Below are 16,937 nucleotides of genomic sequence, written 5' to 3'. Positions count from 1 at the left end.
TAACTGCAACTTATGTTAACAACTCTTATGCCAAGTCTTTGTTAAAGTATAAAATCAGCATAATAAAAAAACCACTTAAATTTTACTTTAAGTGGTTTTTAAACTAACTAAATGACTAATTCAATATATTATGCTCTAGAGTTTTCTCTAGGATTATCTTGTTTTTTAGTGTGTTGCACACGTTTTTTAAGACCAGAAGCTTTAGCTTTATTAAGTTCTGTACCAACCTTTAAATATTGGATATATCCTCTACCAGTAAACTCGTAAACGGTTCCAGAACTTGGATGGAATAACTCTATACGTTGATCATTGATAATACTTAACTCAAACTGCTCATTATCAAAATAATCATAATCTAATACTAATGACTTTAAGTACATGTTTCCGCTAAAGTTTCCTACGTTATAAAATCCTGAGTAATCCCAATATAAATTGTTTGGATTAATTCCGTTTGGATCCTGACTACTTCTAAACGTGTTATCGTTTCCGCCTGATAAAAATTGCAAATAATTTTCGTTATCAAACTCATTTAAAGCACCATAGTTACTTGTGTATGTTTTTTCCCAAGCTTCATATTCTTGTAAAAAGTATTGTAAGTTGTCGTAAAACACATAATCAAAATCAAAAGTGCTACGTTGGTAACCATGTAAAAAGTACGAGGTGTCTGTAAACGGATTGTACAACTCAATAGTATTATTATCTATTAGATACACATCAAAGCTATCGTAACCATCAATATCATGGTCTACGTCTAATATCATGTTGTAAGCATTATAATTTCCAATTGGGATACCAAAACCGTTACCTTGACTACCAATACCAACTAAATTATTATTAGCGTACAGCGTACCGTTTCTAAAAGATATAGTAAATGCTATCTGTAAAAAAGGAGACTCGCCATAACCTATAGTTTCATCCACTGCAACGTACCATAACTCGTGCGAATTTAGCACTTGGTTAATACTAACTGGTACTGGCTCATTATAACCATTATAGTCGTCTACAATAACCTCGCTATAACAAGAGGTAAATAATATTGCTATTAAAGCAAAACCTGAAAGTAGTTTTATTGTCTTCATAATGTGTCGTTTTAAGGATTGATAATAGACTAATTTCAAAAGGCGTGCCAAAAATGATAATGGTTTGTTAATTAGATAAAATTAAAGAAGTAAAATTTTATGTATTTTTGATATAGAATTTAATCCCTTATATGAGTCAACAATTAAAATACGCTGTTTTTGGATCCGGAAGTTGGGCTACTGCAATTGTAAAAATGCTGTGCGAAAACCTGGAAGAAGTAGGATGGTACATGCGTAGCGTTTATACTAAAGAACACTTATTAAAAGAACAACATAATCCTAGCTACTTAAGTTCTGTCGAGTTCCATTTAGAACAACTTAAATTAAGTAACGACATTAACGAAATGGCTGAATATGCAGATGTACTAATATTTGTAGTACCATCCGCTTTTATACATTCTGAGTTACAAAAACTTACCGTAGATATTACCAACAAAACCGTAGTCTCTGCAGTAAAAGGTATTATTCCAGAAACCGGAAAACTATTAGGCGAGCATTTTCATGATAACTATAACATACCCTTTGAAAACATAGGTGTCATTGCAGGACCTTGTCACGCAGAAGAAGTCGCTTTAGAGCGTTTATCTTACCTAACCATATCCTGTGCAGACCAGAAAAAAGCGCAAGCCATAGCAGACGTTTTATCCAGTGACTATATTAAAACTAAAACAAGTGACGATGTTATTGGTACAGAATACGCAGTAATGCTAAAAAACATATACGCAATTGCAGCAGGTATAGCACACGGTTTAGGTTATGGAGACAACTTCCAAAGTGTATTAATGAGCAACGCCATACGCGAAATGAAACGCTTTATCAAAAAAATGCACAAAATGAAACGTAACATAAACAACTCGGCTTACTTAGGCGATTTATTAGTTACAGGCTACTCCACATTTTCTAGAAACCGCATGTTTGGAAACATGATTGGTAAAGGCTACACGGTAAAATCTGCACAAATGGAAATGAGTATGGTAGCAGAAGGTTACTATGCTACAAAAAGTGCCCATTTACTTAACGAGAAAAATAAAAAGAAAACACGCTTACCCATTGTAGATGCAGTATACGCTGTATTATACGAAGGTAAGGACGCTAAAAAAGTGTTTCAAAAACTAACCGATAAATTAGATTAAAAAAAGTCCCTTTGTGCTAAACAAAGGGACTTTTTAATTTCAATCATTTTTATTTTGGGCGTTACCCAAGGGTCGCGCTTTACGTTACAATCTTTTTAATCGTACCTCATAAAAAGGATTTCCGCTACAATCGCTAACGCAAGTATTAGCCAAGGTAAAGACTAATCACAATTTGTTTTAAACCGTATTATGTAATCTTTATAATTTTACTTAACCAAAACACCACGTGCTTCCATTAAAGGTATAGGTTGTAAAGCCTTTAAATTAATTGTGTTTTTTCTAAAAGTATACGTTTTGTCAAACATAGTATTACCTTCAAAAAAGGTAACCTTAAATTGGTTATTTAAAGCAAATAAATCTTCTTGCATTAACTCGATTTTAGCGTAGCTTTTTTTAGGTAGCTTGTCTAGTTTTTTTCTAAAAATAGAAGTCACTTTATCCTCCGAGAAACCACTAGTTACAATCAATACCGTGTCTAAATCAACCGCTTTATCATTTATAATATAAGCGTTCCAGTCTTGTGTTTTATATATGTCATTATACTCATTAACAATAGCAACATATACGTTTTCAACAACTGGTATTTGGATATCCTTTTTCATGACTTAATTGACTCTAAAATAGTATTAAGCTGCAAATTTAAGATAATAATAAATTTTAAGCTATTCTAGTTAACAATATAAGTGTAATCTATATCGTCTACATTAAGTAAAGTATCAAAAACAGCCTTATTTTTATCGCTAACCAGCACTTTAAGCTCTTTAATTTCTTGCCTATCAAACATTAACACTAAATTGTCTTGTAAGGTTGGGATTGGTATTTTACGCTTAACATTTGCACAAGCATATTTATGTTCCCAATAGTCTGCTTCAACAAATAAAATGTAGGCTTTAAATTGCTCAAATTGTTCTGGCGTAAACTCAAAATAAATATTATTAAACTCAAAATGAAACTGCTTGCATCCTTTACAGTAGTTTAATTCGCCTTGTGAGGTTTTTGAAATAGCTTCTATATTAGTGCACATAATTTTAAGTTTTACAAGTTAATAACAGTCCGTTTTTATCACCTGATTATCTATATAAAAGCTAATAGGCAGTTGTAATTTAGTTGTGGTAATATGGTTTAAGACTTTCAAGACATTATTTTGCATTGCTAAAGAGCCACATATCATTATGATGCCATCATCTCCTAAAACCTGTGTTATAATTGCTGCATTTTTAGCCACAATATCTTGCACATAAATTTTCTCTTCTTGTTCTTGAGAAAAAGCGACATTAAAACTGCTTAGCGTATTATGTTGTAATCCACTATCTATATATTTTTGATATAAACTTAAAGATTGCTTGGTACGTCCACCCCAAAATAAATGCTTTTCAGTTTGTGGATTCGTGTTTATCATTCCTAAAAAAGGACCAATTCCTGTTCCGTTTGCAATTAAGACTGCGCGTTTAGTTTTATTTGGAAGGTTAAAAGTAGGATTAGGTTTTATTATGGCATTAACCACGTCCTCTTTTTGTAATGTATTAAAGTAAGTAGAACACACACCAAACTCGTGTTTTTTGACACTTATAACAATTTGATTGTCCATTTTACCTATCGAGTAAAGCCTTTCTATTCCATCTTGTTTTGGGTACACAGCTAACAAATCACCAGATTTAAAATTAATTTTCTTGGTAGGTTTTAGCTGTAATACAAACGTATTGTCAACATTTAATAACGTTTTATTTATGACTTTAAATGTTTGTTGCTTTTTAGTTTTTATTGCTGGATTATCTAGTACTAGACTAACATTTGTACCAACTACTGTATTCCATTGTTGTAACCAATCTTTAAAAATAGATTGCGATTGGTTATGGATTTTTTGCAATTGCAGATTAGGTGTAAAATTGGGGTGTAATTGCAAACTAGCATCCACCATTTGGGCATATTTACAATATGCTTTATACTTTAAAGACCCAAAACCAACAACTGCATAATTTATAGTTTGCTCTTGTGGCGCACTTTTTAAAAGCGTAATAAAATTTTTAGCGTTAATAGGTGCTTCACCTTCGCCATATGTGGAAGTAAATACAACAAGTTGCTTGGCGTTTTTATACGTAGTATAGCTATTTAAATCTGATATGTAAACCGTTTTACCACTAGCTATTACTCCCTTATAAAACGCTGTAGCTAAAGTATAAGACTGTCCTGTTTCTGAGCCTACCAGGATTATAACCTCAGCTTTATCCTTAGTAAATTTATTTTTAGGCAATGCTTTGTTTTTTCTTCTTTCAATGGTCATTTTAAATCCAGAATAGATAAAAAATAAAATATTAAGACAGGCAATCAATAATACTATAGACCAAACGATACTACCTTTACCTGTATGCCATGTTAGACTTAGGTTAGATAAAAATGTAACCATCGGATAGTCTACCTGACTTAAAACTTGTCCAGAATATTGATGGACCAAGACTTCTTTATCTTTTAACTTTAAGATGTAGTAGTCTTCTTCATCTTCGGAAAAAGGGAACTCTAAATTGACAACTTCAGTTAATCGTGTGGTATTAAAAATATTTGTATCAGGCTGCTTTTCAGCGAAAGCTGTAGTTTGAAAATCAACAGTGTGTTTTTGCTTTTTTTCTGATATTAAATCAAATTTAAGCAGTGACAAATACACACCTGTTAACGTGATAATTATAATAGGAATTAAGGATAATCTTCCTAAAACCACATGCCAATATTGCGAAAAATTCTCGTTAACCACTTTTGCGAAAAAGCGCTTAATTCCGCTTTGACGTTTAATAATTAAAATAGAACCTGTAATTGCTATTAAGAATAGTAAAAACGAGCCTAAACCTACAAAAAAGCGTCCTATTCCTTTTAAAAATAACGAACGATGTAAATTGGTAGTAAATTTAAAAAAGGTTGAAATTTCAGGTTTTTCGCCTAAAAAAGCAGCGGTTTTTGGATTAAAATAACCATTTAACGAGGTACCATCTGCAGTAATTACAGAAGCAGACACAAACTGATTTGCATCTACTTCTATATTAATAATTTCGGGATATTTATTCTTAAACGTCGTTATCGTTTGGTCTACATCCAACTGATTAACACTTTCTATTTTAAAGGGTTGCATCTGCTCTGATATTGGCTGAAATGCAAGAACAATACCAGTTATTGTTGCCAGAAAAACAAATACAAATGAGGCTATAGCTAGTGTAAGGTGACTATATCTCCAAATAGAAAGGGTCATAAATATGGGTTTAATTTGGCATTAAACGTACGTAACGTATAAATCCTGAGCCTTCTGTTTTACTTTTTACACTTTCTGAAGTTAGTAAAAACTGGACATCTTTTGTGTAATATTCTTGATCCTCTACTGCAGTCTCAAAACGTATACTGTAACCTGCATCTATTTTAGAATCTTCGATTTGGATTACACTTATAGCACGTTCTCCTCCAGAAATTGTAGCTCCTGTTAAGGCATCAATATCTGCTCTGACTTTACCTTGAAATTTCCACCATTCTGTAATGTCATTATACCACTCCTCATCATCTCCTTGAACATATAATGTTTTTTCATATTGCCCATCAGGATTTATTAAAGAGATGACTACATAAGCACCTTCGCCAACATAATTGGTCATTTGCACCATGCATTTGTACTTAGTAGATGTATTTATTGTTGTAAAAGAAAACAAGGCTATGCTAAGAATAGCTATGCTGAAAATTAGTTTTATGTTTTTCATTATATCTTATTTTAAGAAGTCTAATGCTACTTTTTTGTTCTTTAAAATTTCGTTTTCTGAGGCTAAATCAAATGCAGTTTCTTCAAAACCTGTGGTTGCTTTTTTATTTGCTCCAATAGCTATTAAATACTTTAAAAGCGTATTATCCTTAGCCTTCATTGCTGCTAAATGTAAAGGTGTGTACCCTTCGTTATTTGCAGTATTTACATCCACATCAAACTGATTGATTTGTTTTAAAAAGTCTACATTATTTTTATCTAAAGCTAAATGGAATAATGTATTACCATCTTTTTGAGGTGTTGTAAACTCAAATCCTTTAGTTTCTAAAAGCTGTAATTTAGCTGTAAAATCTTTCTCTTTACTTGGGCTAAAAGATTGAATTAAATAATAAGCCAAATTGTTTCCGTAGGTATCCACAAGATCTGTTCTAGCATCTTTAGACAATATTAATTTTACCACGTCTGCAGTATTATTTTGAAGGGCTAGCATTAAAGCTGTTTCTCCTTTTTTATTAGCATAATTAATATTCTTAACTTGTGGTAAAAGCACAGATATTACTTCGATATTATTTTGTCTAACTGCATCTAAAAAAGGTGTGTTACCGCTTTTATCTGCAGCGTTTACACTATTTCCTTTTTCAATAAAATAATTTAAAACCTCTAAATCTTTACTTCTTGCTGCTACATTATGTAAAGGTGATACATCATCTGGAGAATTAGTATTTGGGTTTAAACCTATACCTTCTAGATAATTATAAACAGGCAATCCATTAGTTTTACCTCTAGTCCCTTGGCTTGCAAAAATAAAAGCTTGATCTGTACCTTTTAATCCTTTTTCCATTAAGCCTTTTAGCAATTCTATATCACCAGTTTTAGCAACATAATTAAAAATTCCGTTACCATTATTATCTACACTTTTTAGACTTAAGCCTTTAGACACAAAGTAATTGGTTAATGTAATGTTGGTTGGAGCTGCTAATAGTAAAGCATTAGCACCATTATGGTCTAAATCTTTTTTTAAGTTTGCACCATTTGCTATACAAAGCTCATAGACTTTGATGTTTGTTTGTCCTGCATTAGCAGCAAAATTTAAAGGTGTATATCCATGGTTGTCCAAAATATCTGTTTTAGCACCTTTGCTAATAAAGTATTCCATTATAGCGTCATTACCAATATACGCTGCCCAAAAAATATACGTACGACCATCATGTGTTAACTTATTAACATCGTTACCATCCAATGATTGTATGTATTTAATAACATCATTTGGTGCAGATTGTAAGATAGCGTAAACTACTGGATCAAAACTATTTTCATTTAATTGTGCTGGGTTATTTCCTTCTGCTATTTTAGTTTTAACATCTTGAATAGTTACTGATGGTCCCCAAAAACCTCTACCTAAAAAAACATTGTCCTGAGCACTAAGCGTCATACTAATTAGTAGTAGGCAAACTGTAATTACTTTTTTCATTTAAATTATATTTTACTTTATTATAAAACTTTCGATTAATGGATTTATTTGGTCTGATGTAGAATAGTTTTCATCATCAAATAAATACTTATATAATACTTTATTATCCACTTTAACTTGTAAAGCTAAATCTTGATGTCTTGCAAAAACAGATTCCCATTTTGTGCGGACTTTAACCCATTTTGCACTATTAGCTTTCCACCAATCTTGTGCTGCTTGGCATTTACTATCGTCTACCTTTACATAAGTGTTATAACCTTTTTCTTTAGCTAAAGTGACGTCTTCTTTACCTTCTTCTCTTAACACTTTATCATTATCTTGGTCGTGTACCCAACCAGTGTTTGTTATTTCGTGTCTATTACCTCTTAAAGTGATGTTATAATCACTTCTTTTTGTGTATTCTCTTCTTGGTAAAGGTGCTGTTGTTGTATTTTCCCAAAAACTTTTCCCATCAACATGTACCCAAGTTGCAGAGCCTTCATAACGTGGACTATCATCTACTTGATATACTTTTTGTGTCCATTGATTTTTAACTTCCTTCTTAGGCTTTGACACATAAGTCCATTTATTGTCACCATTATACATATAAAAATCTGTGTTTTCAAATAACCAATCTTGTCTCCAATGTTTTACAATATATGGAGACTCTGGGCTTCCAACCTGTAATAAATGCTGAATCGAAATTTTGTTATCACTATCCTCTACTAATTGAGCCCATTCTAAACCTTTATCTACTTTAGTTTCTGAGGGTTTATATAGTGAGTCTTGACTAAAGTTAAAAGTCTCTGCAAAATTAAAGGTTACTTCATAACAGCCACACATGCTTTTAATTGCTTCTTGGTCTTGCTTTTTTTTGTTTTGAGCATTGATTGTAACCGTAAATACTAAAAATATTATAGATAAAATTGTTAAATGTTTCATTTTAAATGGGTTGTTTTTTTTATTTGAAAAAAGATTGTTCTTATTTAGACTGAATTAAAATAACGTTTATATTTGCAGCAAATTTAATCAAGAATGATTCTAAATAAAAAATATTTAACGGTTTATTTTTCTTTTTTTTTAGTTGGAATAACAACTGCACAAAAAAACAAAGCTATTGTCAACGACACCACAATAGTCCAAAAGCTTGATGAAGTTGTCATTACAGGTCAATACAATCCACAATCGATTAAAAAATCTGTGCATAACGTTATTGTTATTGATAGAAAAAAAATAGATCAGCAAGCTGCAAATAATTTAGCAGACTTGTTAAATTTTAACCTTAATCTAAACATCATACCAAGTGCACAGACTGGACGATCAACAATCTCCTTTTTTGGTTTAGATGCTCAGTATTTTAATATTCTTGTGGATAATATACCTTTAGTAAGCGATAATGGTGTTGGTAATAATATTGATTTAACGCAAATAAATTTAGACGATATTGAACGTATTGAGATCGTTGAAGGTGCAATGGGAGTAGAATATGGTGCTAACGCTGTGTCTGGTGTAATTAATATAATTACAAAAAAAACGGTTAACCATAACTGGGAAATACAAACGTTTATACAAGAAGAAACCGTTAGCGATGAATACACTTTGTTTGATGAAGGTAGACATATCCAAGGATTAAATATTGGACATAATTTTAACGAAAAATGGTCTGCAAAAATTGGATTTAACCGCAACCAATTTGCTGGTTTTTTTAATAATAAAAAAGGTCAAAACCACTATATCAATGATGGATTAAGAGGGTATGATTGGTTACCAAAAACACAATTAACCTCTAAGGCTAGTATTAATTATACTGCCGATAAATTTAGATTATTTTACAAATTTGAGTTTTTTAATGAAGATTTAAACTACTACGATGCTGCAGTTAGAGCCAATATTAATGTGCAATCACAAACTAGCAATCCATCTGCAACAGATAAAATATTTACAACCAACCGTTTTGTAAACAATTTCAATATTATTGGATCATTAAACTCTGGTGCAAATTACAATGCGTCCATATCTTATCAAACACAAAAACGCGATTTAAACCAATTTAACTACTTTATTTTAACTAAAAATAAAAATAATGAAACGGATGAAACCTATCAATCTAGCAATGTCCTTTTCTCCAAAGGAACCATAAACAACCTTTCAAAACATGACTTCTATAATTATCAATTGGGTTATGAAGCTAGATTTATAAAAGGGTTTGACACACAAGCTACAGGTGACGTAACACAGCAAGATAAAACCCAAAAGCAAAACAATTATGCAGTGTTTTCTTCTTCAGAATTTAAATTAACAAACAAATTGTCCTTACGTCCTGGGTTGCGTTATGAGTATAATTCAAAATTTAAATCGCAATTTCTAGGGTCATTTAGTGCAAGATATTTGCTAAATAGAGGTTATGAATTAAGAGCCAGTATTGGATCGTCTTACAGAACTCCAAATTTTGAAGAATTATACTACTATTTTGTAGATTCTAATCACGACGTAAGAGGTAACCAAAACCTAAATCCTGAACAAGGTTATTCTACTTTTTTAAATCTTAAAAAGCGTAGTTGGTTTGGAAACACAACACTTACTAACAATTTAAAATTAAGTTACATAGAGCTAAAAGACAAGATTGAACTAGCCTTAGTCAATCCTTCTCCACTACAATACCAATATATCAATATTGATGCCTATAAATTATTTGGAATAACAACAGAAAACACTATAAAACAAGACCATTGGACCTTTAATTTAGGTGCAACATTACAAGGCGTGTCTAGAATAATGAATGATGAAGTCAATGCTGAAAACGACTTTTTATATGCCTTACAACTTAACACAAGTGCTACCTATTTAATAAAAACATGGGACACTGCTTTAACCGTCCTATTAAAACATAACGGAAAACAACAAAACTATATAGCAGAGGGAACAGATACTAACGGAAATAACACCTTTAAAAAATATAACACAGCTGCTTACAGTTGGATGGATGCGTCCATAAAAAAATCCTTTTTTAATAACAAACTACAAGCTACAGTTGGTGGTAGAAACCTATTGGATGTCACTAGCGTTGCTATTAATGGTGCAAATACAACAGGAGCACATAGTACAAATAACAGTAGCCTATTACTAGGTTACGGTCGATCATATTACCTAAAACTATTATATAATTTAAATTTTTAAAAAACCAATAAAATGAAAAACAGACTTTTTACTTTAGCCCTTTGCATGACAGCATTAGTCTTTACTAATTGTAGTAGCGATGACGATAATACACCATTACAACCAATAAACGTTGTTATAGAAGGAGCAGCAATAGCACCAACAGTTGGTGGTCCAAACCAACAAAATCAAGTGTTTGTAGATTTAAGTACAAATACAACCACAAGCGTACAACGTGACTCTTGGGATTTAGGTTTTTACTCTGGTACAGAATTTAGAGTGGTTATAAATGGAACAATAGCAATGGCAGCTGCTCAATTATCAACTACAGATATTGATGCTGTAACTTCTACAAGTCAAGAAGTTATAGATTTACAACCTATGGTTAAAACCAATACTTATAACCAAGCAAGCATGCAATATGTTGATGCGCCAAATGGAGCGTTAAATGGTACTGCATTTTCTGCTATTACAGCAACAGATGCAAATAATCCAGTATACCTAGTAAACTTGGGTTATACTGTCGGAACAGAAACTCCTGCAACAGGAAGTATTGACACTACAGATGACGAGAGAGGTTGGAAAAAAGTTAGAGTATTGCAAGATGGCACAAACTATATCTTACAATATGCTGATTTAGATGATACAACACACCAGGAAGTTACCATTGCAAAAAACACAACTTATAATTATACCTTTTTTAGCTTTGATGCCAATAGCGAAATTAATATTGAACCAACAAAAGAAGCATGGGACTTAAGTTTTACAACGTTTACAGATGAAGTATTTATAGGTGCAGATAGTTATGGTCCATATTTTTATTCTGATTTTGTTGTTACTAATGCAAAACAAAGCACTAAAGCATATGTAATAGATACTGAAACGCAATCAGAGTTAACATATGAAAATTTTACGCTTGCAGATGTAGACAATACACAATTCTCAGAAGACCAAAGAAGCATTGGAAGTAGCTGGAGAAACAGTGGTGGACCAAGTAGTTCTCCTTCATTAAAAGAAAATGTATTTTACATAGTAAATGATGCAAATGGAAACCTTTATAAGTTACAGTTTTTAGCCTTAACTAATAACGCAGGAGAGCGTGGTTATCCAGAATTTGTTTATAGTTTATTACAATAATCTCCGTTTTAGTCTAAACATTAAAAAGCCTTAACATAATTGTTAAGGCTTTTTTTATTTGTTATTCAAAATAAGGATTATAATATTCATCACTTACTATTCCTTTAATGTTATAAATGACTAAATGATTAAATAATTCTTCTTTAGGATATAAGTCAAATAAGTTGTTTGTCTTGAAAAGCAGATTATCCACTCTAAAAAAGTAGATTTTTACAACTAATTCTATATTTATATCTGGCTTTATACTTCCAATATCTTGGGCTTGTTTAAATAAATTATAAACCGTTTTATTAGATAATTGTTCAATAAAATTATTAAATAAAAGATTAGCTTTTGGATAGTATTTTTCTAGACCAAATAAAAAAGAGGGCTTAAAATATTTTAAGTACTCAAACCCTCTTTGGTAAATTAATATAACACACAAAATAGGATCTTTACCATTGCTATTAACAATCCTATTTATATCGTTTTTATACTCGTTTAACAAACTCTCTAGACTAGCAGTAACTAAGTCTTCTTTGTTTTTAAAAAAAGTATAAATTGTTTTTTTAGAAATTCCAAGCGTACTTGCTAAATCGTCTAAAGTCACATGTTTACTACCACATTGGGTAAACTTAGTGATAGCGCATTTTAACAATTCTGCTTTGGTTATCATTTCATTAAGATTAAAACATTATCTCCATCCACCACCAAGTGCTTCGTATAAATCTACGATAGACACTAGTTGCTGTAATTGGCTGTTAATAATATTAAGTTCCGCATTTAAAGCGCTTTCTCTAGCTGTTAATAAGTCTAAGTAGTTAGCGTAACCATTTTTAAGTAACTCGTTAGAATTAGCTTCGGCTGTACGTAAAGCTTCCACTTCATTTTTTCTAAACTCAAACTTTTTAGTTTCAGATTTATATGTATATAACGCATTAGACACTTCACTTCCTGCTACTAACAACGTTTGTTTAAATCTAAGTAACGCTTGTTCTTGTTGTGCAAAAGCAACTTCTCTTTGAGTTTTTAACTTTCGTTGATTAAAAATAGGTTGCGTAATTCCACCTATGATATTTGCAAAAATCGAATTGGCATTAATTAAATTGTCTACATCTAAGCTTTCTAAACCACCAGAAGCGGTTAATGTTAATGAAGGATATAAATTACTTTTAGCGACGTTAGTTAACTCAAACGAATTTATTAAACCATACTCTGCAGCCATGACATCAGGCCTGTTACTTAACAATGTTGCAGGAACACCCAATACTATATCTTGATCTATATTTTGGATATCTAAACTACTTCTTTCAAAAGTTTGAGGTGTTTTTCCTAATAAAATACTTAGCGTGTTTTCAGTTTTAAAAATAGCAACTTCAATATCTACTTGTAATGCTTTAGCACTGTTGTATTGTGCGATGTTTTGGTCTACTGCAACTTGTGTTACTTGTCCAGCATCTTTTAAAGCTTTAATGGTTTTTACACCACTTTCTCTAGTTATAATAGTTTGCTTAGTCACTTCTAATTGAGCATCTAAGGCTAATAAATTATAATACGTATTCGCAATACTAGAAATTAATTGTGTTTTTACTGCTTGATGTCCTGCGACACTTTGTAAGTAAGCAGCTTGTGTTGCACGCTTATTGCTTCTTATTTTTCCCCAAATATCTGCTTCCCAAGATAAGTTAGCTGTAATATCATAAGTATCAATTCCACCACTAAATAAAGCTCCAAATTGACTATTTTCTGACAACTCTTGGTGTGTTGCATTTGCACCAACACTTACAGATGGTAAATAACCAGCTTTACCTTGTTTTGCATAAGCTTGAGCAGCTAAAATTTGCTGCAAAGCAATACGTACATCCATATTATTTTGCAAACCTTCTTCTATGTATTGTTGAAGGTATTGGTCTGTAAATAAATTTTTCCAAGATACATCTGCTATAGATACGCTATCTGTTGGTAAATTATCGGTTCTGTAAAGTGCTTGCGTTTCAGCATCTAAATCTGGTCTCACATAATCTTTAGCTACAAAACAACTTTGTAATGTTAATGCAACTACTAGTATTAATGCGCCTTTACTAAAGTTTCTATGTTTTAATATTGATTTCATTGTTTTAATCTTCAATAGTTTGTACTGCTGGTTTACTTGAAACTTTTTCTTGTAACCATTGGAATAATATAAATAAGATTGGAATAACAAATACTCCTAAAATGGTACCAATTAACATTCCTCCTGCTGCTCCAGAACCAATCGAATTGTTTCCTTCAGACCCAACACCTGAAGCTAATGCTAAAGGCATTAATCCTAAAATAAAAGCAAAAGAGGTCATTAAAATTGGACGTAAACGCGCTTTGGCTCCATGGATTGCTGCGTCTACAATACTCTCGCCATTTTTTCGTCTGGCTAAAGCAAACTCGACAATAAGTATGGCATTTTTAGCCAATAGACCAATAAGCATGATTAAGGCAATTTGGAAATATATATTGTTTTCTAATCCTAAAAACTTAGTAGTAATATAAGCTCCAAAGACACCAAATGGTAATGAAAATATTACAGCAAATGGCAGTAAGTAACTTTCGTATTGCGCACTTAATAAAAAGTATACAAATAAGATACTTAGTATAAAGATAAACGTCGTTTGGTTTCCTGCATTAACCTCTTCTCTAGTCAAACCAGAATATGCAACCGTATAGTTACTTGGTAATTTTGCAACTTCTTCTTCAATCACTCGAATGGCATCACCTGTACTGAAACCTTCGTTTGTTGCACCTGTTATTGTGGTTGAATTAAAAAGGTTGAAACGTGTTACCGATTGAGGTCCATAGACACGCTCTAAGGTTACAAACTGTGTAATTGGTGTCATTTCGCCAGAATTTGTGCGAACATACATACTATTTAAAGCATCTTTATCTGCTCTGTCTTCTGGTAAAGCTTGAATATAGACTCTAAATTGTTTTCCATATTTAGAAAAATCTGAAGCGTATACACCTCCAATATATCCTTGTAATGTTGAAAAAATACTATTAATTGGAACACCTTTTTCTTTTGCTAAAGGCACATTAACCTCCATTTCATACTGCGGATAATTGGTGTTAAAAGCCGATGTTGCATATTTAATTTCTGGATGTTTCATTAAAGCCATAGAAAATTCTTTATTGGCTTTATCCAAGTCTGTAAACTCGCCTCCAAATTTATCTAATAAATTAACTTCAAAACCAGATGAGTTACCAAAACCACGAATACTTGGAGGCGCAAAGAAAATAATATTTGCTTCTGGTATGGTAGCCGCAATACCAAACAATTTTCCAATAATGGCTTGAGATGCTAATGATGGATCTTTACGGTCGTCCCAATCTTCTAATTCAAAAAATCCAATACTAAAATTACTACCTGCACCACTTAATAAGCTACTACCTTTAATAAAAGAAACTCCAGTAACTCCAGGTAAATCTTTTGTTTTTTCGTACAATTCATTAGCTACTGCATTAGTTCTGTCTAAAGAGGCTCCTGCTGGTAATTCTATATTAGCAAAAATAATTCCTCTATCTTCATTTGGTACAAAACCTGTAGGTGTTGTTTTGGCTGCATAAAAAATACCAATTATGGCTAATACTAATAGTAAACCAGAAATCCATTTTCTTTTGTATAGTAATTGTAGTGATTTTCCGTATCTATCAATCGTTGCATTAAAACCACGATTGAATAAAGCGTAAAAACGTTTTAATGGTCCTTTACCTTTCAACTCCTCATCTTCTTTATGTTCTTTTAATAATAAAGCACACAATGCAGGACTTAAGGTTAAGGCATTTACAGCCGAAATTAATATGGCAATAATTAGCGTGACACCAAACTGCTCGTAAAATACTCCTGTTGGTCCTGTAATAAATGTAACAGGAATAAATACTGCAGCCATTACTAAGGTAATAGAAATAATAGCTCCAGAAATCTCATTCATGGCAGTTATTGTTGCTTTTTTAGGGTTATGTTCACCTTCATCCATTTTAGCATGAACCGCTTCTACAACTACAATTGCATCATCTACCACAATACCAATTGCGAGTACTAAAGCAAATAGCGTTAATAGGTTGATAGAGTACCCAAACACATTTAAGAAAAAGAAGGTACCAATAATAGATACAGGTACTGCAATTGCAGGAATTAATGTAGATCTAAAATCTTGAAGGAATATAAATACCACTAAAAATACCAGTAGAAAGGCTTCAATTAAAGTGCTTATTACTTTTTCTATAGACGCGTTTAAAAATAAACTTGTATCATACGGTATTGAAATATGTAATCCTTCAGGAAGGTCTTTCTCTATAGATTGAAAAGTTGTTTTAATGTTTTCTATAATTTCTTGAGCATTAGAGCCTTTAGTTTGAAAAATTCCCATAAACACCGCAGGTTTTCCTAAGGTCATGGCATTAGATGCATAAGATTGCGCATCTAACTCTATGGTTGCAATATCTTTAAGTCTTAAAAACTCTCCGTTTCCTAAAGCTTTGATAATAATATTGCTGTATTGTGCTTCATCTTTAAAACGACCACTATACGTTAAAGTGTATGAAAAAGATTCACCATTATTTTGACCTAAAGATCCAGCAGCTGCTTCTAAGTTTTGTTCAGCTAAAGCTGCAGAAACATCAGAAGGTATTAAACCGTAAGACGCTAATTTTTCTGGATTTAACCAAATACGCATCGCGTAATCTTGTTGCGAAAAGACATTAACGTCTCCAACTCCACTAATACGCTGTACTGCAGGAATAACATTAATTTTTAGGTAATTTTGAATAAAAGTAGCGTCGTAATTTTCGTTTTCAGAATACATTGAGATAAACATCAACGCACTGGTTTCTTGTTTTTGCGTTACAACTCCTGTTTGAGTTACCTCTGAAGGTAATAAAGGTGTCGCTCTAGCCACACGATTTTGAACGTTTACCGCAGCAATATCTGCATCTGTTTCTTGATCAAAATATACTGTAATTTCGGCTGTACCTGTATTTGATGCTGTAGAAGTAATGTAAGTCATTCCTTCTACACCATTAATTTGCTCTTCGATAGGTACAATTACACTCTCTAAAACAGTCTCGGCATTGGCTCCTGTATAATTTGCCGACACCTTTATAGTAGGTGGTGCAATATCTGGATATTCCTCTATTGGTAAGCTAGTTATACTAATAACACCTAGCAAAACTATGATAATAGAGATTACTGTCGAAAGCACTGGTCTTTCAATAAATGTTTTTAACATGATAAATATGTTTGGTGG

General features: G+C 32.0%; 13 protein-coding genes. 3 read left to right on the top strand and 10 right to left on the bottom strand.

The genetic code is table 11. The annotated features are described in order from the left end of the window. Window positions 1–128: 128 nt before the first annotated feature. Window positions 129–1,079, bottom strand: a complete 951-nt coding sequence (locus M890_RS0113115; RefSeq protein WP_028283976.1) for a hypothetical protein — start codon at window positions 1,077–1,079, stop codon at window positions 129–131. 131 nt (window positions 1,080–1,210) lie between these two features. On the opposite strand from M890_RS0113115, the gene M890_RS0113110 reads away from it, so the two are divergent. After that, window positions 1,211–2,212 carry an NAD(P)H-dependent glycerol-3-phosphate dehydrogenase gene (locus M890_RS0113110; protein WP_028283975.1) on the top strand — a complete coding sequence of 334 codons (1,002 nt, stop codon included), beginning with the start codon at window positions 1,211–1,213 and terminating at the stop codon, window positions 2,210–2,212. Window positions 2,213–2,418: 206 nt separating this feature from the next. Here M890_RS0113110 and M890_RS0113105 read toward each other — a convergent pair whose 3' ends face one another. The 6 genes from M890_RS0113105 to M890_RS0113080 all read right to left on the bottom strand — a co-directional run bounded on the left by M890_RS0113105 (window position 2,419) and on the right by M890_RS0113080 (window position 8,334). Continuing rightward, window positions 2,419–2,814: a hypothetical protein gene (locus M890_RS0113105; RefSeq protein ID WP_028283974.1), complete on the bottom strand. Its 396-nt coding sequence runs from the start codon at window positions 2,812–2,814 to the stop codon at window positions 2,419–2,421. 65 nt (window positions 2,815–2,879) lie between these two features. Then, window positions 2,880–3,236, bottom strand: coding sequence for a DUF6686 family protein (locus M890_RS16170; RefSeq protein WP_028283973.1), 357 nt, complete (start codon window positions 3,234–3,236; stop codon window positions 2,880–2,882). Between the two features lie 18 nt (window positions 3,237–3,254). Next, on the bottom strand, window positions 3,255–5,447 hold the full coding sequence (locus tag M890_RS0113095) for a PepSY domain-containing protein (protein WP_028283972.1): 2,193 nt from the start codon (window positions 5,445–5,447) through the stop codon (window positions 3,255–3,257). Between the two features lie 10 nt (window positions 5,448–5,457). Next, window positions 5,458–5,943 (bottom strand): DUF2271 domain-containing protein, encoded by a 486-nt coding sequence (locus M890_RS0113090; RefSeq protein WP_028283971.1) that lies wholly within the window; start codon window positions 5,941–5,943, stop codon window positions 5,458–5,460. Window positions 5,944–5,949: 6 nt separating this feature from the next. After that, on the bottom strand, window positions 5,950–7,413 hold the full coding sequence (locus tag M890_RS0113085) for an ankyrin repeat domain-containing protein (protein WP_028283970.1): 1,464 nt from the start codon (window positions 7,411–7,413) through the stop codon (window positions 5,950–5,952). A gap of 12 nt (window positions 7,414–7,425) precedes the next feature. Continuing rightward, entirely contained in the window at window positions 7,426–8,334 is a 909-nt protein-coding gene (locus M890_RS0113080; protein ID WP_028283969.1) for a DUF6607 family protein, read from the bottom strand. A gap of 93 nt (window positions 8,335–8,427) precedes the next feature. Between M890_RS0113080 and M890_RS0113075 the strand changes: the two genes are divergently transcribed. Both M890_RS0113075 and M890_RS0113070 read left to right on the top strand, forming a co-directional pair. Further along, window positions 8,428–10,569, top strand: a complete 2,142-nt coding sequence (locus M890_RS0113075) for a TonB-dependent receptor plug domain-containing protein (RefSeq protein ID WP_028283968.1) — start codon at window positions 8,428–8,430, stop codon at window positions 10,567–10,569. Between the two features lie 12 nt (window positions 10,570–10,581). Next, window positions 10,582–11,685: an HmuY family protein gene (locus M890_RS0113070; protein ID WP_028283967.1), complete on the top strand. Its 1,104-nt coding sequence runs from the start codon at window positions 10,582–10,584 to the stop codon at window positions 11,683–11,685. A 61-nt stretch (window positions 11,686–11,746) separates the two neighbouring features. Here M890_RS0113070 and M890_RS0113065 read toward each other — a convergent pair whose 3' ends face one another. Genes M890_RS0113065 through M890_RS0113055 form a run of 3 tightly spaced genes read right to left on the bottom strand, consistent with a single transcriptional unit; the run spans window position 11,747 to window position 16,919 of the window. Further along, complete coding sequence (locus tag M890_RS0113065; protein ID WP_028283966.1) at window positions 11,747–12,340, bottom strand: TetR/AcrR family transcriptional regulator; 594 nt, start codon at window positions 12,338–12,340, stop codon at window positions 11,747–11,749. 18 nt (window positions 12,341–12,358) lie between these two features. Next, window positions 12,359–13,777, bottom strand: a complete 1,419-nt coding sequence (locus M890_RS0113060; RefSeq protein WP_028283965.1) for an efflux transporter outer membrane subunit — start codon at window positions 13,775–13,777, stop codon at window positions 12,359–12,361. A 4-nt stretch (window positions 13,778–13,781) separates the two neighbouring features. Further along, a complete protein-coding gene (locus M890_RS0113055; protein ID WP_028283964.1) occupies window positions 13,782–16,919 on the bottom strand; it encodes an efflux RND transporter permease subunit in 3,138 nt (1,045 codons plus the stop codon). Between the last annotated feature and the right edge of the window lie 18 nt (window positions 16,920–16,937).

Origin of the sequence: Olleya marilimosa CAM030, from assembly GCF_000518485.1 — a bacterium.
Taxonomy (GTDB): domain Bacteria; phylum Bacteroidota; class Bacteroidia; order Flavobacteriales; family Flavobacteriaceae; genus Olleya; species Olleya marilimosa.
The sequence above is the reverse complement of the archived record's forward strand: the minus strand, read 5'-3'. Positions and strand labels throughout refer to the sequence as shown.